Here is a 21,175-nt window from a genome sequence, read left to right on the forward strand (position 1 = left end):
CGGGTCCCCGCCGCGCGGGGGTTGACGGCGGTGAGGCGTTATGGTGGAGCGCAACGGCGGGCCGACGCCCGCCCGTTCGACCCGACGTCCAGCAGCGCCGCGGCCCGCGGCACCGCGGACCGCAGCAAGGAGTACCGTGCCAACGAAGGCCACCCAGAGCCCGGGAACGGGCAAGAGCCTGCTCATCGTGGAGTCCCCCTCCAAGGTCAAGACCATCGCCGGGTACCTCGGCGACGCCTACGAGGTCGAGTCCTCGATGGGGCACATCCGCGACCTCCCGCAGCCCTCGGAGCTGCCGGCGGAGCTCAAGAAGGGTCCCTACGGCAAGTTCGCGGTGGACGTGGAGCACGGCTTCGAGCCGTACTACGTGGTGAACCCGGACAAGAAGAAGAAGGTCACCGAGCTCCGGCGCAAGCTCAAGGACGCGGACGCCCTCTACCTCGCCACCGACGGCGACCGCGAGGGGGAGGCCATCGCGTGGCACCTCCTGGAGGTGCTCAAGCCCAAGATCCCCGTCTACCGGCTGACCTTCTCCGAGATCACCCGCGAGGCCATCGAGCGGGCCTTCGGGGAGCTGCGCGAGCTCGACCAGGACCTGGTCGACGCGCAGGAGACCCGGCGCATCCTCGACCGGCTCTACGGCTACGAGATCTCCCCGGTGCTGTGGCGCAAGATCGCCTCGGGCCTGTCCGCCGGGCGCGTGCAGTCCGTGGCCACCCGCCTGGTCGTGGAGCGGGAGCGCAAGCGCATGGCATTCGTGCCCGCCGACTACTGGGACCTCAGCGGGACGTTCGCGCGCACCGACGGCGAGGACGCCGGCACCGCCTTCAGCGCCCGGCTCTCCTCCGTGGACGGCAAGCGGGTGGCGGGCGGCCGCGACTTCGGCGACGACGGAGTGCTCAAGGGCGCCGCGGACAAGCTCGCGCACCTGGACGAGCAGGCCGCCCGCGAACTGGCCGCCGGTCTCGAGGACGCGGCGTTCACGGTCCGGTCGCTGGAGACCAAGCCCTACACACGCCGCCCGGCCGCCCCGTTCACCACCTCCACGCTGCAGCAGGAGGCGGCGCGCAAGCTGCGCTTCACCTCCCGCACCACCATGCAGGTGGCGCAGAAGCTGTACGAGAACGGCTACATCACCTACATGCGCACCGACTCCGTGGCGCTGTCCGACCAGGCGGTCACGGCCGCCCGGCGCCAGGCCACGGAGCTCTACGGCGCCGACTTCGTGCCCGGCTCCCCGCGGCTCTACAGCTCCAAGTCGAAGAACGCGCAGGAGGCGCACGAGGCCGTGCGCCCCGCGGGGGACTCCTTCCGCGCCCCGAACCAGGTCCGCGGCGAGCTCTCCGCGGACGCGTTCCGGCTCTACGAGCTGATCTGGAAGCGCACCGTGGCCTCCCAGATGGCCGATGCCAAGGGGTCGACGGCGACCGTCCGGCTCGGGGCGACGTCCTCCGCCGGCCGGGACGCCGAGTTCTCCGCGTCCGGCACCGTCATCACGTTCCGCGGCTTCCTGGCCGCCTACGAGGAGGGCCGGGACGAGGACCCCGCCACGGACAAGGACGGCGCCAAGGACGGCGACAAGCGGCTCCCGCGGATGGCCGAGGGCGACCGCCTGGACGCCACCGAGGTCGAGGCGGACGGGCACCGCACCTCGCCGCCGCCGCGCTACACCGAGGCGTCCCTCGTGAAGGTCCTCGACGAGCTCGGCATCGGCCGGCCCTCGACCTACGCGGCGACCATCTCCACGATCATGGACCGCGGCTACGTCCGCGTGCGGGGCTCCGCGCTCATCCCCTCGTGGACCGCGTTCTCCGTGGTGCGCCTGCTCGAGGAGCACTTCTCCGACTACGTGGACTACGACTTCACGGCGGAGATGGAGGAGGGCCTCGACCGGATCGCCCGCGGCGAGGAGGACAGCACCGACTGGCTGCAGGACTTCTACTTCGGCTCCCAGGGCCACGAGAACGGGCTCAAGCCCATCGTCGACGACCTCGGCGAGATCGACGCCCGCGCCGTGAACTCCATCCCCGTGACCGAGGACATCACCCTGCGGGTCGGCAAGTTCGGCCCCTACCTGGAGGTGGCCGGCGCCGTCGACCCGGAGACCGGGGAGATCACCGGCCCGATCCGGGCCAACGTGCCGGAGGACCTCGCCCCCGACGAGCTCACGCCCGACAAGGCGCGCGAGCTCATCGAGACGGGCAAGGCCGACGGCCGGGAGCTCGGCCGCGACCCCGTGACCGGGCGCGCCATCGTGGCCAAGGACGGCCGCTACGGGCCCTACGTCACCGAGGTGATCCCCGAGCCCACCGCCGAGGAGCTCGCGGCCCAGCCCGTCGAGTACTACAAGAACGGCAAGCCCAAGCCCCCGAAGAAGCCGGTCAAGGAGAAGCCCCGCACGGGCTCCCTGCTCTCCACGATGACGCTGCAGGACGTGACCCTCGAGGACGCGCTCAAGATCCTGTCCCTGCCGCGCACGCTGGGCACGGACGCCGAGGGCAACGAGATCACGGTGCAGAACGGCCGCTTCGGCCCCTACCTGAAGAAGGGCGGCGACTCGCGCTCACTGCAGTCCGAGGAGCAGCTGTTCACGGTCACCCTCGACGAGGCCCTGGCGATCTACGCCCAGCCCAAGCAGCGCGGCCGCGGCGCCGCCAAGCCTCCGCTCGCGGACCTCGGCACCGACCAGATCACGGAACGGCCCATGGTCATCAAGGACGGGCGCTTCGGCCCCTACATCACCGACGGCGAGACCAACGTGACGGTCCCGCGCGGCGAGACCGTGGAGCAGATCACGCCGGCGCGCGCCAGCCAGCTGCTCGCGGAGAAGCGCGCCCAGGGCCCCGCCCCGAAGAAGACGGCCCGGTCCACGGCCAAGGGGACGACGACCAGGAGCAGCACGGCGAAGAAGAGCACGGCCAAGAAGCCCGCGGCGGCCAAGCCCGCCCGCGCCGGGTCCAAGGGCTGATCCGCTCCGCACGCGCGGGACGGACACGGAACTCGAAGGAGCACCACGGCATGCGTCTCGGAGTCCTCGACGTGGGGTCGAACACCGTCCACCTCCTCCTGCTCGACGTCTACCCGGGCTCCCGGCCCGAGCCGTACGCGTCCCACAAGCTCGCCCTGCGGCTGGTGCAGTACCTCGACGCCGACGGCAACATCTCCGACGCCGGCCGGGACGCCCTCACCGCGTTCGTGGTCGAGGCCCGGGACTTCGCCGTGGACAACCGGGCCGAGGACTTCCTCGCCTTCGCGACCTCCGCGATCCGCGAGGCCGGCAACGGGGCGCAGGTGCTGGACCACGTGCAGTCCCGCTCCGGCGTGACCCTCACGGAGCTGGCCGGGGACCAGGAGGCGGCCGTGACGTTCTTCGCGGTGCGCCGCTGGTTCGGCTGGGGCGCGGGGACCGTTCTCGACCTCGACATCGGCGGCGGGTCCTTCGAGATGGCCCTGGGGGACAACGCGCTGCCCACCGTGGCGACCTCGGTGCCGCTCGGCGCGGGGCGGCTCACCCGCACCTTCGTCGCCGGGGACGTCGCGACCCCGAAGGAGATGAAGGCCCTGCGCAAGCACGTGCGCCAGGAGCTCCGGCCCGCGGTCGACCGGGTCCGCGCGGCCGGGGAGCCCACCTGCGTGGCCGGCACCTCCAAGACGTTCCGCTCCCTGGCCCGGATCTGCGGCGCGGCGCCGTACGAGATGGGCCCGTACGTGCCCCGCACCCTCCACCTCGAGGACCTGCGGCTGTGGACCCGCCGGATGGAGGCCATGTCCCCGGAGGAGCGCGCCGAGCTGCCGGGGGTCTCCGCCGCACGGGCCCGGCAGATCCTCGCCGGCGCCGTGGTGGCGGAGTCGGCGATGGACGCCTACGGCGTCGAGTCGATCCGGATCTGCCCGTGGGCGCTCCGCGAGGGACTGATCCTGCGCCGCCTGGACCAGCTGAGCAGCCACTCCGACGTCCGCACCGTGGACCCCCGGCACCTGGTGGGTGCGGCATGAGCGAGCAGCAGGGCGCCGCCCCGGAGCCGTACCGTCCGCACGTGGCGCTGTCCACCAGCTCCCTCTATCCGCTCGGGGTGCCGGAGACCTTCGAGGCGGCCGTGGAGCTGGGCTACGACAGCGTGGAGGTGCTCGTCACGCACGAGCGGATGAGCCAGCTCACCCACCAGCTGCAGGACCTCGTGCAGCGCCACCAGCTCCCCATCTCGACCATCCACGCCCCGACCCTGCTGCTGACCCAGCAGGTGTGGGGCAAGTCGTGGACCAAGATCCAGATGGCGGCCGCGCTCACCGAGCAGGTGGGCGCGGAGGTCGTCGTGGTCCACCCGCCCTTCCGGTGGCAGCGCCGGTACGCCGCGAACTTCGTGGAGGGGGTGCGGGTGGTCTCCCAGGCCACCGGCGTGAAGATCTCCGTGGAGAACATGTACCCCTGGCGGGTCCGCGGCCGCGACACCGTGGTCTACGCCCCGCACTACAGCCCGCTGGGCCTGGACTACGACTGGGTGACGTGGGACTTCTCGCACGCCGCCACCGCCCGGATGGACTCCCTGGCCGCCATCCGGGAACTGGGCCCCCGGCTGGGCCACGTCCACCTGACCGACGGGTCGGGGGAGACCACGGCGGACGAGCACCTGCTGCCCGGCCACGGGGTGCAGCCGGTGGCCGAGTCCCTCGAGTTCCTCGCCTCCACCCGGTGGCAGGGCATCATCGGGGTCGAGGTCTCGACCCGCCGCTCGAAGAACGCCGACGAGCGCACCCAGTGGCTCGCGGAGTCCCTCGAGTTCGCCCGCCGGCACACGAGCCGCTCCGACGGCGCCCCGAGCGCCGGCGGCCCCGACGGCACGGAGGGCGCGGACGGCAGCCGGGGCTGAGGCCCGGGCGCACCCGGCCCGCCGGCCCGCCGGCGCCGTTCCCACCGTCCTGTTCCCACCGTCCCGTTCCCACCGTCCCGTTCCCACCGTTCCGATTCCACCGTTCCGATCCCACCGATGAGAGGACCTCACCGACCATGACCCCTGTGCTCGCCTTCCTGGGCTGCGGCTCCATGAACGGATCCATCCTGCGGGGGGTGCTGGCCTCCGGCGTGCCCGTCGAGCAGGTCCGGGCCACCGTCCGCTCCGCGGAGAGCGCCCGCCGGCTCGAGGACGAGACGGGCGTGCGGCCCTACGTCACCGGGGACGATCCCGAGGCCAACCGGCGGGCCGCCCGTGAGGCGGACGTCGTGCTGCTCGGCGTCAAGCCCGTCGGCATCCTCGACCTCGCCCGCGAGATCGCCCCCGCCCTGCGCCCCGGCACGGTCGTGGCCTCCGTGGCGGCGGGGATCTCCGTCGGCGCCCTCGAGCGCGCCCTCCCCGCCGGCCAGCCGGTCGTGCGCACGATGCCGAACACACCCTCCAGCGTGGGCCGCGGGGTGGTCTCGGTGACCCCGGGGGCCGCCACCGGCCCCGAGCAGACGGAGGCCGTGCGCCGGGTGCTCGAGGCCGTGGGCACCGTGGTCGAGGTCCCCGAGGAGCAGGTGGACGCCGTGACCGGCGTCTCGGGCTCCGGGCCCGCCTACGTGTTCCTGCTGGCCGAGGCCATGCAGCAGGCGGGGGAGCGGATGGGGCTGCCGGCGGACGTCGCGCGGGTCCTCGCGAAGGAGACCGTCTCCGGCGCCGGGGAGCTGCTGCGCCCGGCGGAGGCCGACCCCGCGGCCCTGCGCAGGGCCGTCACGAGCCCCAAGGGCACCACGGACCGGGCCATCACGACCTTCCAGGACAACGGCTTCGAGGCTCTCGTGGCCTCCGCGGCCCGCGCCTCGGCGGACCGCTCCGCGGAGCTCACGCGCGAGTTCAGCGGCGACTGAGCCGCGGACCGGCCGGTCCCCGGGTCAGGGGCGGGCCGCGAAGCGCTCGAGCAGGTCCACGTGCCCCGAGACGATCAGCAGGTCGCGGGAGGTGACCTTGGTGTCGGGGCGGGCGTACGTGAAGTCCTCGCCCGGGGACTTCACGCCCACCACGGTCACGCCGTACTTGGAGCGGACGTTGGAGTCGCCCAGCGTGAAGCCCTGCACCTCCCGCGGCGGATACATCTTGACGATCGCGAAGTCGTCGTCGAACTCGATGTAGTCCAGCAGCCGGCCCGAGACCAGGTGCGCGGTGCGCCGCCCGGCGTCCGCCTCGGGGAAGATCACGTGGTGCGCCCCGATGCGGGAGAGGATCTTGCCGTGCGAGGGCGTGATGGCCTTCGCCCAGATCCGGCTCACGCCGAGGTCCACGAGGTTCGCCGTGATGAGCACGCTCGACTCGATGGACGTGCCGACGCCCACCACGGCGGAGTCGAACTCGGCCGCTCCCAGCTGGCGCAGGGCGTCGATGTCCGTGGCCTCGGCCTCGACCACGTGGGTGAGCTGCCCGGAGAGCTTCTGGACCAGCTGGGCGTCCCGCTCCACGCCCAGGACCTCCCGGCCCTGGCGGGCGAGCTGGAGCGCGGTGGCGGTGCCGAAGCGGCCGAGGCCGATCACCAGGACGGGGACGCTGTGGGACGAACGGTCAGCCAATGATGGGCCTTTCCTCGGGGTACCGGTAGAGGCGCCGGCGTGAGCGCAGCGCCAGGGCGGCGGCCACGGTGGTCGTGCCGATGCGCCCGATGAGCATGATCAGGACCAGGACGTACTTGCCGGCGGGGGGCAGCTCGCCGGAGAGCCCCACGCTGAGACCGCACGTCGCGTACGCGGAGATCACCTCGAACAGAACCCGGTCCAGCGGCTCCTCGGAGATCTCCACGAGGATCCCGCAGCCCACCAGGACGACGGTCGCCCCCATCATGATCACCGAGATCGCGATGCGGAGGGCGTCCTCGGGGATGGTCCGGTAGAACGCGATCACGGACCGGTCGCCCCGGGCCTCGGCCAGGATCGCCAGGAAGACCACGGCGAGGGTGGTGACCTTGATGCCGCCGGCCACGGAGGCCGGGCCGCCGCCCGCGAACATCAGCGCGTCGGTCATCAGCAGGGTCACCGGCTCCAGACTGTTCATGTCCACGAGGTTGAAGCCCCCGGAGCGGACCATGACGGAGTGGAAGAAGCCCTCGAAGATCTTCTCGTGCACGGGCCGGTCCCGCAGGGTGTCCGGATTGGACCATTCGAAGGCCAGGAACAGGGCCCACCCCACGAACAGCAGGATCGTGGTGGTCACGATCACCAGCTTCGTGTTGAGGTTCCACCGCGAGAAGCGCAGCCCGGTCTGCCTCAGCACGAGGACCACGGGGAAGCCGAGGGAGCCCAGGAGGACCCCCAGGGCGATCGGCAGGAGGATCAGCACCGCGTCCGTGTACGGGACGAGGCCGTCCGAGTGCGGGGTGAACCCCCCGTTGTTGAACGCGGAGACCGCGTAGAACACCCCGTGCCAGAGCGCCGTGAGGAACGGCTCCCCGACCACCAGGAAGCCGATCGTCAGCACCGTGGCCAGGATCGCCTCGATCGTCACGGACATCAGCACGATGATCTGCAGGAGCGAGCCCACCTCGCCCAGGCGCCCGATGTTCAGGGCCTCCTGGGTGATCAGCCGGGACTTCAGGCCGAGCTTGCGACCGATGGCCAGGGCCAGGATCGAGGTCATGGTGAGGGTGCCCAGACCGCCGATCTGCATCGCGACCAGGATCACGAACTGGCCGAAGAACGACCAGTTGGCCGCCGTCGACACCGTGGTCAGGCCCGTCACGGTGACCGCGGAGGTGGCCGTGAACACGGCGTCCTCGACCGGTGTCACGACGCCGGGGGCCGAGGCCACGGGCAGCCACAGCAGGAAGGAGAACACGGACACGACCGCGGCGAAGGAGATGACGGCGAGCCGGGCGGGGGAGCCCGCCGCGATCCGGTCCACGAGGTCGCGCAGCGAGGTGAGCAGCCAGAACCGGCCGCGCTCCTCCGGACGGGCCCAGGGCGCGCGCTGCAGGTGGCTCACGGGCTCTCCTCCTGGTGTCCTGACCGCCCGGGCGGGGCGGCGGCCGCGGCGTTCGCCTCGACCCGAGACAGTATTCCACCCGAGCCCGTCCGCGGCGGGCAGCCGCGGGTGTAGGTTGTCGCCCATGCCCCTGGAAGAGGCCCTGCTGCGCGCCCGGGTCCGTCGACTGACCCGACGGCACGGGATCCGCTCCCCCCACGGTCGCCGGCCGGGACAACGGCGGAGCACCGATCCGCGGGAGGTGACCACGGCGCGCACGGCGCAGCTGATCATCGGTGCGTTCGCGACCGCCCTGGCCGTCGGCACCGTCCTGCTGATGCTCCCGGTCGCGAGGTCGGGCCCCGGCGGGGCGTCGTTCATGGAGGCGTTCTTCACCGCGACCTCGGCGATCTGCGTGACCGGGCTGGTCGTGGTGGACACGCCGACCTACTGGACGCCGTTCGGGCAGGCGGTGATCCTGGCCCTGATCCAGATCGGCGGGTTCGGGGTGATGTCCTTCGCCACCGTGCTCGGGATCCTCCTGGCCCGCCGGCTGGGCCTGACGGCCCGGATCATGAGCTCGACCGAGACGAAGAACCCCGGCTACGGGGACATGCGCCGGGTGCTGCTGCGCATCCTCGCCACCACGCTGCTGATCGAGACGGTCGTGGCCGCGGCGCTCGCCCTCCGCTTCTTCGCCGGCTACGGGTACGGACCGGGGCAGGCGGCGTGGCACGGCGTGTTCCACGCGGTCTCGGCGTTCAACAACGCCGGCTTCGCCCTGTACACCCTGTCGATCATGGACTTCGCCGCCGACCCCTGGGTCAACCTGCCGATCGTCGTCGCCGTGGTCCTGGGCGGGCTGGGGTTCCCGGTGCTCTACCAGCTGCGCCGGGAGTGGCGCCGGCCCCGGCGGTGGAGCTTGAACACCCGGATCGTGCTGTTCGCCACCGTGGCCCTGCTCGGCGCCGGCACGGTGTTCCTGTGCGCGGTGGAGTGGTCCAACCCCGCCACCCTCGGGCCGATGCGGGCCGACGAGAAGCTGCTGGCCGGGTTCTTCCAGTCCACCATCGCCCGTACGGCCGGGTTCAACAGCATCGACATCACGGCGATGCACCCGGTGTCCTGGCTGGGGCTGGACCTCCTGATGCTCATCGGCGGCGGCCCCGCCGGGACGGCCGGCGGGCTGAAGGTCACCACCGTCGCCGTCCTCGGCTTCATCGCCTGGACCGAGATCACCGGGGGAACGGCCGTGCACGTCCTCGGCAAGCGCCTGTCCCGGTCGGTGCAGCGCCAGGCGATCACGGTGGTCGTCCTGGCGCTGGGCGCGGTGACCACCGCCACGATGGTGCTGATGCTGCTGCACGAGGACATCGGCCTGGACCGGATCCTGTTCGAGACGATCTCCGCGTTCGCCACCGTGGGCCTGTCCACGGGCATCACCGCGGATCTCTCGCCGGCGGCCCAGGGCGTGCTCATCGCCCTGATGTTCCTGGGCCGGCTGGGGCCCATCACCGTGGCCACCGCCATGGCGGCCCGTCCCCGGAAGGCCCTGTACGAACTGCCCAAGGAACGCCCGCTGATCGGCTGAGTCCACCGCGCTCGCCCGGCACACCACCCCACGGGGCCCTGCGGCCCACCCCGACACCTCTTGGAGGTCCCCACATGTTCCCCTCCCGCCCCGGCACCGCCCCGTACCACCACTCCGGCCGCCGCCGGCCACCGGGCACGGTGGCCGTGATCGGCCTGGGCCGCTTCGGCGCCGCCCTGGCCCTCGAGCTGATGCGCAACGGCGCGGAGGTGCTGGGCATCGACGTCGACGAGGACGTCGTCCAGGAGCTCAACGGGCAGCTGACCACCGTGGTGCGCGCCGACGCCACCCAGGAACAGGTGCTGCGCCAGCTCGGCGTCGACGAGTTCGACAAGGTGGTGGTCGGCATCGGCTCCGACGTCCAGGCCAGCATCCTGGTCGCCTCCCGGCTGCTGAAGTTCGCCCACCCCGAGATCTGGGCGAAGGCCATCACCACACCCCACGCCGAGATCCTCGAGCAGCTCGGGGTCCACCACGTCATCAGCCCCGAGCACGACATGGGCGTGCGCTCCGCCCACCTGATCCAGGGCCGGGCCCTCGACTTCGTGACGATCGACGAAGGATTCGCCCTCATCCGCTGCCCGGCCCCGGAGGCCGTCCAGCAGCGGCCGCTGGACACTCTCAGCATCCGGCGCACCCACGGGGTCTCGATCGTCGCGGTCCGCCGCCTGGGCCAGGGGTGGGAGGCCACCGAGCCCGGCACGGTCCTCTACGAGAACGACCAGATCCTCGTGACGGGACCCACCCGTGCGGTCGAGGCCTTCAGCGACCTCGACTGAGCCGCGCCGGGGTGACACAAAGGGCGCCGGCGCCACGCCCGCGACGGCGGGCCCCGGCCCCGAGTGGTCTAATGGCGGTGTGACCCCTGCTACGTCCGGGCCCGGCGCCCCGTACCCCACGCGACTGTTCTGGGACCCCGCCCTGCTCGAGTACAACTTCGGGGACCACCACCCCATGCACCCGTCCCGGCTCGAGGCCACCTACCGGCTGGTCCAGGAGTTCGGCCTGGACCGCCGGGACAACGTCACGGTGGAGGCGCCCGAGGTGGCCCCGGACGAGGTGCTCAACCTCGTCCACCCGCAGCACTACGTGGACTCGGTCCGGGCCGTCAGCGCCGACCCCACCGTGGAGGTCCCCGAGTGCGGTCTCGGCACCGAGGACACCCCCGGGTACCCGGGGGTGCACGAGGCGAGCGCCCGGCTCGTGGGCGGCACCTACCAGGGCGCCGTGGCCGTTCTCGCGGGGGACGCGGTGCACGCCGTGAACTTCGGGGGCGGGATGCACCACGCCCACGCGGAGAAGGCCAGCGGATTCTGCATCTACAACGACTGCGCCGTGGCGGTCCAGCACCTGCTGGACCAGGGTGTCCGGCGCGTGGCCTACGTGGACGTCGACGGCCACCACGGCGACGGCACCCAGTCGATCTTCTACGACGACCCCCGCGTGCTCACCGTCTCGCTGCACGAGACGGGCCTGACGCTGTTCCCGGGCACGGGCTTCGCCAACGAGACCGGCCGCGGGGAGGCCGAGGGGCACTCCGTGAACGTGGCGATGCCCACGGCCTCCGACGACTCCATGTGGCTGCGCGCGTTCGACGCCGTGGTCCCGCCCCTGCTGCGCCAGTTCCGGCCCGAGGTGATCGTGAGCCAGCACGGCTGCGACTCGCACTTCGCCGACGAGCTCACCCACCTGCGCGTCAGCGTCGACGCGCAGCGGCAGACCGCCGTGGCCCTGGCCGGGCTGGCCCACGAGCTGTGCGAGGGCCGGTGGATCGCCACGGGCGGGGGCGGGTACAACTGCTACGACGTGGTGCCCCGCTCCTGGACGCACCTGGTGGGAGTCGCCGCCGGCCACCCGATCGACGTGGGCACCGCGGTGCCGCAGCCGTGGCGCGACTACGTGCAAGAGCGCTACGGCGCCGACGCGCCGCGGGTCATGGGCGACGAGGTGGACCTGTGGTGGCGCTCCTGGGAGGTGGGCTTCGACCCCAACGACGAGACGGACCGCACGATCATGGCCACCCGCAAGGAGGTCTTCCCCCAGTGGGGGCTGGACCCGTGGTTCGACTGAGCCCGCCGCCCGCGGGCTCCGGCAGCGGCGGGGGCAGCCACGGGGGCGGCACGGACGTGCCGGTGCCGGGAGCCGCACGGCAACCCGTTTACAGTGATCGGATGGGCAACAACGACGTGTTCGCGGTGATCGCCGACAAGACCCGGCGGGGGATCCTCGCCGCGCTCAAGGACGGCGAACGACCCGTGGGCGACCTCGTGGCAGAGCTGGGGGTCTCCCAGCCGACCGTCTCGAAGCATCTGAAGATCCTGCGCGAGGCCGGTATGGTGTCCATGGAGGCACAGGGGCAACGACGTCTCTACGCCGTGCAGCCGGAGCCGCTGGCCGAGGTCACCGCTTGGGTCCACGAGGTCGTGGGCGGTGCGGCGCACCAGCCGGCCGCCCCGACGCGCGCCCCCGGGGACGCCGCGGACAGCGGCACTGCCGGGGCCGGCGTCGCCGGACCCGACGTGGTCGTGACCGCGGGGGCCGATGGGACCGGGACGGCTCCGGAGGCGACGCCCGGGACGGACGTGCTGGACGCCGCGGCGGTGGCCGTTCCGGAGCCGGCCGTCGTCCCCAGCCCTGAGCCGGCGGTCGAGACCGGCCCGGCGCCGGCGGTCGGCGGCACCCCCGCGCGCCCGGGCAGGGGCGCGGGGGCTCGTGCGGTGGACATCCTGTCCAGCCTCTCCGGCCTGCGCCGCCGCACCAGGAACCCGCGGCGGTGACCGGCCGGGCCCAATCGATCCGAACGAGGAGCACCATGCACGAGGACCTGTACCCGATCCGCCAGGCCGTACTCGCCCGCAACCCCGGAGAGGTGGAGTTCCACCAGGCCGTGGACGAGGTCTTCGACTCCCTGGGCCCCGTGGTCGCACGCCACCCCGAGCTGCTCGACGCCGCCGTGCTCGAGCGGATCTGCGAGCCGGAGCGGCAGATCATCTTCCGCGTGCCGTGGACCGACGACGAGGGCCGCGTGCACATCAACCGCGGCTTCCGCGTGGAGTTCAACTCCGCGCTCGGGCCCTACAAGGGCGGGCTGCGCTTCCACCCCTCCGTGTACCTGGGCATCGTGAAGTTCCTGGGCTTCGAGCAGATCTTCAAGAACGCCCTCACGGGCATGCCGATCGGCGGGGGCAAGGGCGGGTCGGACTTCGACCCGAGCGGGCGCTCCGACGGCGAGATCATGCGCTTCTGCCAGTCCTTCATGACCGAGCTCTACCGCCACATCGGCGAGTACACTGACGTCCCCGCCGGTGACATCGGGGTGGGCGGACGCGAGATCGGCTACCTGTTCGGCCAGTACAAGCGGATCACCAACCGCTACGAGTCCAGCGTGCTCACTGGCAAGGGCCTCAGCTGGGGCGGTTCCCTGGTGCGCACCGAGGCCACCGGCTTCGGCACCGTGATGTTCGCCGAGGAGATGCTGCAGACCCGCGGGCAGTCCTTCGACGGCCAGACCGTGCTGGTCTCCGGCTCGGGCAACGTGGCGACCTTCGCGATCCACCGGGCGCAGCAGCTCGGGGCCACCGTGGTCACCGCCTCGGACTCCAGCGGCTACGTGGTGGACCCGGACGGCATCGAGCTGGACCTGCTCCGCGAGGTCAAGGAGGTGGAGCGCGGCCGGATCTCCGAGTACGCCGAGCGCCGCGGCGGACGCGCCCGGTTCATCGCCAAGGGCTCCGTCTGGGACGTCCCCGGCACCGTGGCCCTGCCGTGCGCCACCCAGAACGAGCTGGACGGCTCCCACGCCAAGAAGCTGCTCGGCCACGGCGTGCTCGCCGTGGCGGAGGGCGCGAACATGCCCACCACGGGCGAGGCCACCCGCCTGTTCCAGGAGGCGGACGTGCTCTTCGGCCCGGGCAAGGCGGCCAACGCCGGGGGCGTGGCCACGTCCGCGCTCGAGATGCAGCAGAACGCCTCCCGCGACTCGTGGACCTTCGAGTACACGGAGGAGCGGCTCGGCCAGATCATGAAGTCGATCCACGACACCTGCGCCGAGACCGCCGAGGACTACGGCATGCCCGGCAACTACGTGGCCGGCGCGAACATCGCCGGGTTCATGAAGGTCGCCGGCGCCATGATGGCGCAGGGCCTCATCTGACCCGTGCCGGGTCCGGTCCGCCGGGCCCGGCAGGGGTTCCCCGTCCGCACTTCCGACACGTCCGGACCCGCGTTCGTCCCACGGAGGGCCGCGGTGGTCCTACCCTGGAGACTATGGCAACGCATCGGCAGGTCCTGCAGTGGCTGGAGAACGAGCTGTTCGACGGCCACCTCGTGCTGGGCCAACAACTGCCCTCGGACCGCGACCTCGCGGCCATCCACCGCGTGTCCCGCAACACCATGCGGGAGGCGCTCAAGACCCTGGAGGCCCAGGGCATCGTGCGGCTGTTCGACGGGCCGCGCAAGTCGATCCTGCCCATGCTGGTGCGGGAGCCCGCCGCGTCCGCGGGGCCCGCGCTGCAGCTGCACATGGCCACCTCGGACTACCCCCTGCGGGACATCGTCCAGACCCGGGTGCTGCTCGAGACGTGGGCCCTGGAGCGCTCGGACCCGGAGCACCCGGCGATGGCCGAGCTGCGGGCGCTGCTCGAGCAGATGGCCCGGGACGACCTGTCGCTCAAGGAGTTCCACCACCTCGAGGTGAGCTTCCACATCGCCCTGTGCAAGACCGCCGGCAACTCGGTGGTCTCCGCCCTGATGTCCTCCCTGCGGGACTCGATCTACGAGTACACGATGGCCCTGGTGGGCCACGTGCCCCTGTGGAGCACCACCGCGGACCGGCTGCGCGCGGAGCACCACGCCATCTACTCCGCCGTGGCGGCCGGTGACCGCCGGCTGGCGTCCCGGCTGGTGGCGGAGCACATCGAGTACCAGTACCGCGAGGCCGGCGTGGACCCGGACCAGGAGCAGCGCACCCCCGGTCCGGCCCCGGACGCGCCCGCCGAGCTCAACCCGCCCGGCGCCGCGGCGCAGCCGGACACCGGCGCGCACGAGCTCGCGGACGCCTTCGAGGAGGAGCCCGGGGACGGGCCCGCACCGGTGTCCCGCAGCGCCTGAGCCGGCCGCGGCCGGACCGAGTACAGCAATCTCCCCACAAGACGGTAGGGTGTCAGTGAACGTTTGCCCGGCCGTCACCGTCCGCAGGCCGGCACCCCTGGTTCCCGCCTGTCGCGCGGAGTCCCCGGGGGCACACCACCGAGACATGAAGATGCGAGGGATCCTATGGGTTCAGTGATCAAGTAGCGCCGCAAGCGGATGTCCAAGAAGAAGCACCGCAAGCTGCTCCGCAAGACCCGTCACCAGCGCCGCAACAAGAAGTGACCCTGCGCTGAGCGCCACCGGGGGCCGCCGTCCGATCCAGGACGGTGGCCCCCGGTGCGTTCCCGGGCCCGTCCGCACCGCGCGGCGGGCCCGTAGCATGGGCTCCATGACTCCTCCTCCGCCGCCCGCCGTGACCCTCCTCACCCGCCCGGGGTGCCACCTCTGCGAGGCCGCCCGGGAGTCCGTGGACCGGGTCGCCTCCGCGCTGGGGCTGGAGTGGGAGGACGTCGACGTCGACACCGACCCCGAGCTGGCCCGCCGGCACGCCGAGGAGATCCCCGTGGTCCTCGTGGACGGCGTCCCGCGCGACTTCTGGCAGATCGACGAGCGCCGCCTCGCCCGGCTGCTGCGCGAGCGCCTGGCCGGCTGAACCGCCCCCCGTTTTGGGGCCGGTGCGCCCGGTCTGGGACCATGGGGGCATGCCCTCCTCGACCGTCCACCTGCTGCGCCACGGCCAGGTCCTCAACCCGGACCGCATCGTCTACGGGAGGATGCCCAGCTACGGCCTCACCGAGCTCGGTGCGCGGATGGCGGAGGCCGCCGCCGCGGAGCTCGCCCGCCGCGTGAACACCGGCTCGCGCATCGTCCACCTCGTCTCCTCGCCGCTGCAGCGCGCCCGGGAGACGGCCGCGCCCGTGGCCCGGGAGCTGCACCTGCCGGTGCACCCGGACGAGCGGATCATCGAGGCGCACAACCACTTCGAGGGCCTGCACGTGGACCTCCCCGAGCTGCTGAGGCCCCGGCACTGGCCGCACCTGCGCAACCCGCTGCGGCCCTCCTGGGGCGAGCCCTACCGGCACCAGGTCGCGCGCATGGCGGAGGCGGTGCTGGACGCCGGGCGCGCCGCCGTGGAGCGCGGCGGGGACGGCGCCGAGGCCGTGCTCGTGTCCCACCAGCTGCCGATCTGGCTCACCCGGCTCTCCGCCGAGGGGCGCCCCCTGCCGCACGACCCGCGGCGGCGGCAGTGCAACCTCGCCTCCATCACCTCGCTGGTCTTCGACGACCTCGACTCCGGGCGCCCGCCCCGGGTCGTCTACAGCGAGCCCGCCGCCGACCTCTACCCAGGGGTCAACCAGCTTCCCGGTTCATAATGGCCTGGCGCCGCCGCCCTCCCCGTCCCGTCCAGAGCACCAGGTGATCCGTCCGTGACCTCCCGCCCCTCGCCCGCCCCCCGTCCGTCCCGCCGCCGCGTGCTCTCGCTCGCGGGCCTCGGCGTCCTCGGACTCGCCCTCGCCGGGTGCACGGAGGAGGACTCCCTCGCCCAGCAGGCGAACTCGGGGGACCAGAAGGGCTACATCGCCGGGGACGGCACGGTCTCCGAGTACCCGGCCGCCGAGCGCGGGGAGCCGGTGCAGTTCGCCGGCACGCTGTTCGACGGCACGCCCCTCGCCGCCGAGGACCTGCGCGGGCGGCCCGCGCTGCTGAACTTCTGGTACGCGGGCTGCGCCCCGTGCCGCGTGGAGGCCCCCGACCTCCGCGAGCTCGCCGAGCGGTTCGAGGGGCAGGCCGCCTTCTACGGTGTGAACCTGCGCGACGAGCGGGCCACCGCCGAGGCGTTCGAGCGCACCTTCGAGATCCCGTACCCCTCCGTCGCGGACAAGGACGGGGGCGTGCTCATGGCGCTGAGCGCGTACGTGCCGCCGCAGGCCGTGCCGACCACGCTCGTGCTCGACGCCCAGGGGCGGGTGGCCGCCCGCATCCTCGGCATCGCGGACCGCTCCGTGCTCGAGACCCTCCTCGAGGACACGGTGGCCGAAGCGGCATGACGGCTGGCAACCCCTTCGCCGAGATCGTCCTCGACGGCTCCCTCCTCGTCGCGCTGCCCGTGGCGCTGCTCGCCGGCCTCGTCTCCTTCGCCTCCCCGTGCGTGCTGCCCCTCGTGCCCGGCTACCTCGGCTACGTCACCGGCCTGACCGGCGCGGACCTGCAGGAGCAGCGGCGCGGCCGCGTGCTCGCGGGGATCACGCTGTTCGTCCTCGGCTTCTCCGCCGTGTTCCTGCTGATGTCCGTGCTGCTGGCCCAGCTGGGCGCCTACGCCTGGTTCCTGGGCCAGAACTGGATCACCGTGGTCCTCGGCGGGCTCGTGGTGCTCATGGGCGTCGTGTTCCTCGGCGGGGTGTCCTTCTTCCAGCGGGACCGCAAGATCGAGCACCGCCCACCGCCCGGGCTCTGGGGCGCCCCGTTGCTCGGCGTGACGTTCGGCCTCGGCTGGGCCCCCTGCATCGGCCCCACCTTCGCGGCCGTGCAGGCGCTCGTCTACGTGGACGGCGCCTCGACCGGCAAGGCGGCCGTCCTCACGGTCGCCTACTGCCTGGGCCTGGGCGTGCCGTTCCTGCTGCTCGCCCTCGCCCTGCGCCGGGGCATGGGCGCCATGGGCTTCTTCCGCCGGCACCGCCTCGGCATCCAGCGCGCCGGCGGCGGCCTGCTCGTGCTCGTCGGCCTGCTCATGATGACGGGCGCGTGGACCGCGTTCGTCTCCTGGGTGCAGGCCGAGCTCGTCACCGACTGGGTGATGCCGATCTGAGCACCTCCGACCCGCGAGCCCGCACCGACAGCAGAAAGGCCGCCATGAGCACCGCAGCGCCCCCGTCGTCGTCGGGCCCCGCGTCCCCGGACCCGTCCGGACAGCGCACCCCGGACGTCGAGCTCCCCGCCCTGGGGCCCCTCGGCATGGCCCGGTGGGCCTGGACGCAGCTGACCAAGATGAACACCGCCCTGTTCCTGCTGCTGCTCCTGGCGGTCGCCGCGGTGCCGGGATCGATCTTCCCGCAGCGGATCCAGGACCCGGCGGCGGTCCAGGACTACATCGACAACAACCCCGTCCTGGGGGAGTGGCTGGACCGGGTGCAGCTGTTCGACGTCTTCTCGTCGGCGTGGTTCTCCGCGATCTACATCCTGCTGTTCGTCTCCCTCGTGGGGTGCGTCCTGCCGCGCGCGGCCAAGCACTGGCGGGCGTGGCGGGCCGAGCCCCCGCGCACCCCGCGCCGGCTCGAGCGGCTGCCGGAGCACCGCTCCCTGGCCCTGGGCGGCCGTGACGGGGCCGGGGCGCCGGCCCCGGACGACGTCGTGGCCGACGCCGCCCGGCTGCTGAAGAAGCGCGGCTACCGGGTGGCGGTCCGGGACGCCGGCACGGCCGCCCCGTCGGTGGCCGCCGAGCGCGGCATGTGGAAGGAGGTCGGCAACATCGTCTTCCACCTGGCCCTGCTGGGCGTGCTGGTGTCCGTGGCCGTCGGCTCCCTCTTCGGCTACAAGGGCCAGCGGGTGGTCGTGGAGGGCGAGTCCTTCGTCAACACCCTCATCGGCTACGACTCCTTCACCCCCGGCCCCAACTACGACGCCGACTGGCTCGACCCCTTCTCGGTGCGGCTGGACAGCTTCGAGGCCGTGTTCAACCGGGACACCACGAACCCGCGCAGCTACGGGGCGCCGCTCGACTTCACCGCGGAGGTCACCGTGCAGGACGAGCCCGGCGCCGAGCCGCGGCAGGAGGTCCTGAAGGTGAACCAGCCGCTCAACGTGAACGGCGTGAAGAGCTACCTCGTGGGCAACGGCTACGCCCCGGTGGTGCGGGTGACCGACGGCAACGGGGACGTCGCCTTCGAGGGGCCGGTCGTGACCATCCCCTCCGACGGCGTCTACACGTCCTCGCTCGTGCTCAAGGTCCCGGACGCCCGTCCCGACCAGCTCGGCCTCGTGGGGCTGCTGCTGCCCACCGCCGTGGGCGGCGAGGGCGAGATGCCCCGCTCCGTGGACCCCGGCCTCGCCAATCCCCGGCTGATCCTCTCCGCGTACCACGGGGACCTCGGCCTGGACAGCGGCGAACCGCAGAACGTGTACGTGCTCGACGTCGAGCCGCTCACCGAGCTCAACGCCATGACCAACGAGAACGGCGCCATCACGCTCGACGCCGCGAACCCCGTGCACGAGCTGCCCGACGGCAAGGGCACCGTGGAGTTCCTGGACGTCAAGCGCTACGTGGGTCTGGACGTCCACTACGACCCCGGCAAGACGGGCGCCTTCGTCTCCTTCGTCGCGGCCTTCGCCGGCCTGCTCATGTCCCTGTTCATCGCCCGCCGCCGCGTCTGGGTGCGCGCGGCGGAGGGCGTCGACGCGGACGGACGGCCCTGCACGGTGCTGGAGTACGGGCTGCTGGCCCGCGGCGAGGACCCCCGGCTCGCCGCGGAGGCCGAGCGGCTGGACCGGCTCTGGACCGAGCAGTGGCAGGACGCCGGCGTGCGGGACAACGACACCACGACCACGACCACGTCCGGGACGGCGACCACGCCGACGCCGGCACCAGCGACAGCAGCAGCGACCGCGGCGACGGCCGGGAGCACCGGGCACGCCGCCGGCCGGCCGGACGGCCGGACGGACTCCGTGCCGGACGCCCGGCCGGACCACGAGTGAGAGGATGGGCGGCATGACCGTCAACGAGACACTGGGCGCCTGGAGCGAGCTCTTCATGCTCCTGGCGGCCATGACCTACCTGGTCGCCTTCGTGGCCTTCGCGTGGGACGTGGCGTCCCACTCCAAGACCCTGCGCGGGGCCGAGGGCAGCGGCGAGCGCGAGCTCGTGGGCGCCGCCGCGGGAGCCTCCGCGGCGACCTCGGGGGACGCCGCCGAGCCCGCGGACTCCCGGGCCGGCCACGGCGCGGGCCACCGCGGGCGCGGCTACCGCACGAGCGCGCGCTCCGCCCTGTCCGGCCACGTGGCGGACGAGGAGATGCGCTACACCGGCGAGCGCCGGCCCGCCGCCCGCGTGGCCGTGGCCGTCATGGTCCTGGGCTTCGCCGTGCACGCCGCCGCCGTGCTCAGCCGGGCCTTCGCGGCCGGGCGGGTGCCGTGGGGCAACATGTACGAGTTCTGCACCACGGGCGCCCTGGTCGTCGCGGGCGTGTTCCTGCTGGCCCTGCTGGCCCGGGACCTGCGCTTCGTGGGCTCCCTGGTCTCCGGGCTCGTGGTGATCATGCTCTGCGCGGCCACCATCGGCTTCCCCACCCCGGTGGGACCGCTGCAGCCCGCCCTGCAGTCCTGGTGGCTGGTGATCCACGTGTCCATCGCCGTGGCCGCCTCCGGGATCTTCACCATCACGTTCGCCATGGCCGTCCTGCAGCTGCTGCAGGCCCGGCGGGAGCAGATCATCCTGTCCGGCGAGCGGCCCGGCGTGGAGTTCCTGGCGATGGTCCCGTCCTCCCAGGCGCTCGAGAACCTGTCCTTCCGGCTCAACGCGGTCGGGTTCGCGTTCTGGACCTTCACCCTCGCCGCCGGCGCCATCTGGGCGGAGCAGGCCTGGGGCCGCTACTGGGGCTGGGACACCAAGGAGGTCTGGACCTTCGTGATCTGGGTGGTCTACGCCGCCTACATGCACGCCCGAGCCACCCGGGGCTGGACCGGCAACCGGTCGGCCTGGCTGTCGATCGTCGGCTACCTCTGCGTGATCTTCAACTTCACCGTGGTCAACACCGTCTTCCCCGGCCTGCACTCCTACTCCGGGGTCTGACCCGGCCGCCCCGCCGGGCGACGACACCGGAACGGCCCGCACCGGCAGGTGCGGGCCGTTCGTCGTGGTCGGGGCGGTCGTGGCCGGGGCGTCCGGCCCGGTCGGGTCCGCGGCGGGGCGGCTCCGGCGCGTGGTCCCGCTCTGAGCGGTCCTGCCGTGGGGCCCTGCCGGGTGGTCCCGCCGTGCGGTCCTGCCGGGCGGTCCTGCCGGGCAGTCCTGCCGGGCGGATCAGCCGCGCGGGGGCCGGCTGCCGGGGGAGCCGTCCGTCGGTCCGTCGCTGCGGCCGGCGGACGAGCCGCCGGAGGGCCCGTCGTCGGGGCGCTCGCCGGGAGCCCCGTCCGGCCCGGTGCCGCCGGACGCTCCCGGTCCGCCGTTGCGTCGCAGCTCCTCCTCCCACTGCCGGAGCTTCTCGGCCTTCTCCTGCTGCCGGCGGCGCTCCTCGAGGTTGCGCAGGAACTGGGGGTCGTCGTCGGGCCCCCTGCCGCGCGCGGGACGCGAGGACTCCGCGGTGCCCTTGGGCCGCCCGAGGAACAGCCACAGGAGGGCGCCGAGGAGGGGGAGGAGGAGGATCACCGCGATCCAGCCTCCCTTGCGGAGACCGCGCATGTCGGTGCTGTCGGTCCGGGCGCACTCGATGAGGGAGTAGACGATCACGCCCACCGCCAAAGCGGCCGCGCCGATGATGAGGATGGCTCTGCCCATGCCGACAATCGTAGGGGAGTTGCCTGGACGCCAGCTCAGCGCTCCGGAGGCCCTGTCCGCCGCTCCGCCGGCCCGGGGAACCTGTCAGGA

19 protein-coding genes and 1 pseudogene are annotated in these 21,175 nt (G+C 72.8%); 17 read left to right on the forward strand and 3 right to left on the reverse strand.

Annotated elements, in window-relative coordinates; genetic code table 11:
* Positions 1-136: 136 nt before the first annotated feature.
* The 4 genes from topA (at position 137) to proC (ending at position 5,842) form a co-directional block, all read left to right on the forward strand.
* On the forward strand, positions 137-2,968 hold the full coding sequence (gene topA / locus EQG70_RS05155; RefSeq protein ID WP_109268160.1) for a type I DNA topoisomerase: 2,832 nt from the start codon (positions 137-139) through the stop codon (positions 2,966-2,968).
* A 50-nt stretch (positions 2,969-3,018) separates the two neighbouring features.
* Positions 3,019-3,996: a Ppx/GppA phosphatase family protein gene (locus EQG70_RS05160; RefSeq protein ID WP_035925036.1), complete on the forward strand. Its 978-nt coding sequence runs from the start codon at positions 3,019-3,021 to the stop codon at positions 3,994-3,996.
* Positions 3,993-4,868 (forward strand): sugar phosphate isomerase/epimerase family protein, encoded by an 876-nt coding sequence (locus EQG70_RS05165; RefSeq protein ID WP_095651140.1) that lies wholly within the window; start codon positions 3,993-3,995, stop codon positions 4,866-4,868. The genes EQG70_RS05160 and EQG70_RS05165 overlap by 4 nt, the downstream gene beginning before the upstream one ends.
* A 137-nt stretch (positions 4,869-5,005) precedes the next feature.
* On the forward strand, positions 5,006-5,842 hold the full coding sequence (gene proC, locus EQG70_RS05170; protein ID WP_109268159.1) for a pyrroline-5-carboxylate reductase: 837 nt from the start codon (positions 5,006-5,008) through the stop codon (positions 5,840-5,842).
* A 24-nt stretch (positions 5,843-5,866) separates the two neighbouring features.
* On the opposite strand, the gene EQG70_RS05175 is transcribed toward proC, so the two are convergent.
* Both EQG70_RS05175 and EQG70_RS05180 read right to left on the reverse strand, forming a co-directional pair.
* Positions 5,867-6,535 (reverse strand): potassium channel family protein, encoded by a 669-nt coding sequence (locus EQG70_RS05175; protein ID WP_017832491.1) that lies wholly within the window; start codon positions 6,533-6,535, stop codon positions 5,867-5,869.
* Positions 6,528-7,940 (reverse strand): TrkH family potassium uptake protein, encoded by a 1,413-nt coding sequence (locus EQG70_RS05180; RefSeq protein ID WP_095651138.1) that lies wholly within the window; start codon positions 7,938-7,940, stop codon positions 6,528-6,530. The genes EQG70_RS05175 and EQG70_RS05180 overlap by 8 nt, the downstream gene beginning before the upstream one ends.
* Before the next feature lie 124 nt (positions 7,941-8,064).
* Here EQG70_RS05180 and EQG70_RS05185 point away from each other — a divergent pair, with 124 nt between their 5' ends.
* The 13 genes and pseudogenes from EQG70_RS05185 to ccsB all read left to right on the forward strand — a co-directional run bounded on the left by EQG70_RS05185 (position 8,065) and on the right by ccsB (position 20,383).
* On the forward strand, positions 8,065-9,510 hold the full coding sequence (locus EQG70_RS05185; RefSeq protein WP_241975598.1) for a TrkH family potassium uptake protein: 1,446 nt from the start codon (positions 8,065-8,067) through the stop codon (positions 9,508-9,510).
* A 74-nt stretch (positions 9,511-9,584) separates the two neighbouring features.
* On the forward strand, positions 9,585-10,289 hold the full coding sequence (locus tag EQG70_RS05190; protein ID WP_241975597.1) for a potassium channel family protein: 705 nt from the start codon (positions 9,585-9,587) through the stop codon (positions 10,287-10,289).
* A gap of 79 nt (positions 10,290-10,368) precedes the next feature.
* On the forward strand, positions 10,369-11,580 hold the full coding sequence (locus EQG70_RS05195; protein ID WP_035925024.1) for an acetoin utilization protein AcuC: 1,212 nt from the start codon (positions 10,369-10,371) through the stop codon (positions 11,578-11,580).
* A 101-nt stretch (positions 11,581-11,681) separates the two neighbouring features.
* The gene (locus tag EQG70_RS18300) at positions 11,682-12,287 is read left to right on the forward strand and encodes an ArsR/SmtB family transcription factor (RefSeq protein WP_017832486.1); all 606 of its coding nucleotides are present in this window, start codon (positions 11,682-11,684) and stop codon (positions 12,285-12,287) included.
* A 35-nt stretch (positions 12,288-12,322) separates the two neighbouring features.
* A complete protein-coding gene (gdhA, locus tag EQG70_RS05205; protein ID WP_017832485.1) occupies positions 12,323-13,663 on the forward strand; it encodes an NADP-specific glutamate dehydrogenase in 1,341 nt (446 codons plus the stop codon).
* Between the two features lie 113 nt (positions 13,664-13,776).
* Positions 13,777-14,619 (forward strand): FadR/GntR family transcriptional regulator, encoded by an 843-nt coding sequence (locus EQG70_RS05210; RefSeq protein ID WP_017832484.1) that lies wholly within the window; start codon positions 13,777-13,779, stop codon positions 14,617-14,619.
* A 165-nt stretch (positions 14,620-14,784) separates the two neighbouring features.
* A pseudogene (locus EQG70_RS05215) lies at positions 14,785-14,883 on the forward strand (30S ribosomal protein bS22).
* 106 nt (positions 14,884-14,989) lie between these two features.
* A complete protein-coding gene (locus EQG70_RS05220; protein ID WP_031282502.1) occupies positions 14,990-15,253 on the forward strand; it encodes a glutaredoxin family protein in 264 nt (87 codons plus the stop codon).
* A gap of 49 nt (positions 15,254-15,302) precedes the next feature.
* Positions 15,303-15,974, forward strand: coding sequence for a histidine phosphatase family protein (locus EQG70_RS05225; protein WP_095651134.1), 672 nt, complete (start codon positions 15,303-15,305; stop codon positions 15,972-15,974).
* Positions 15,975-16,028: 54 nt separating this feature from the next.
* The gene (locus EQG70_RS05230; protein WP_035925018.1) at positions 16,029-16,649 is read left to right on the forward strand and encodes a TlpA family protein disulfide reductase; all 621 of its coding nucleotides are present in this window, start codon (positions 16,029-16,031) and stop codon (positions 16,647-16,649) included.
* Complete coding sequence (locus EQG70_RS05235; protein WP_017832479.1) at positions 16,646-17,407, forward strand: cytochrome c biogenesis CcdA family protein; 762 nt, start codon at positions 16,646-16,648, stop codon at positions 17,405-17,407. The genes EQG70_RS05230 and EQG70_RS05235 overlap by 4 nt, the downstream gene beginning before the upstream one ends.
* Positions 17,408-17,451: 44 nt before the next feature.
* The gene (resB, locus tag EQG70_RS05240) at positions 17,452-19,290 is read left to right on the forward strand and encodes a cytochrome c biogenesis protein ResB (protein WP_109268158.1); all 1,839 of its coding nucleotides are present in this window, start codon (positions 17,452-17,454) and stop codon (positions 19,288-19,290) included.
* A 13-nt stretch (positions 19,291-19,303) separates the two neighbouring features.
* Positions 19,304-20,383, forward strand: a complete 1,080-nt coding sequence (ccsB, locus tag EQG70_RS05245; RefSeq protein ID WP_109268157.1) for a c-type cytochrome biogenesis protein CcsB — start codon at positions 19,304-19,306, stop codon at positions 20,381-20,383.
* A 228-nt stretch (positions 20,384-20,611) separates the two neighbouring features.
* Here the strand turns inward: ccsB and EQG70_RS05250 are convergent, their stop codons facing one another.
* The gene (locus EQG70_RS05250) at positions 20,612-21,085 is read right to left on the reverse strand and encodes a PLDc N-terminal domain-containing protein (protein ID WP_017832476.1); all 474 of its coding nucleotides are present in this window, start codon (positions 21,083-21,085) and stop codon (positions 20,612-20,614) included.
* Positions 21,086-21,175: the final 90 nt, after the last annotated feature.

Source organism: Kocuria rosea (genome assembly GCF_006094695.1).
Lineage (GTDB): Bacteria > Actinomycetota > Actinomycetes > Actinomycetales > Micrococcaceae > Kocuria > Kocuria rosea.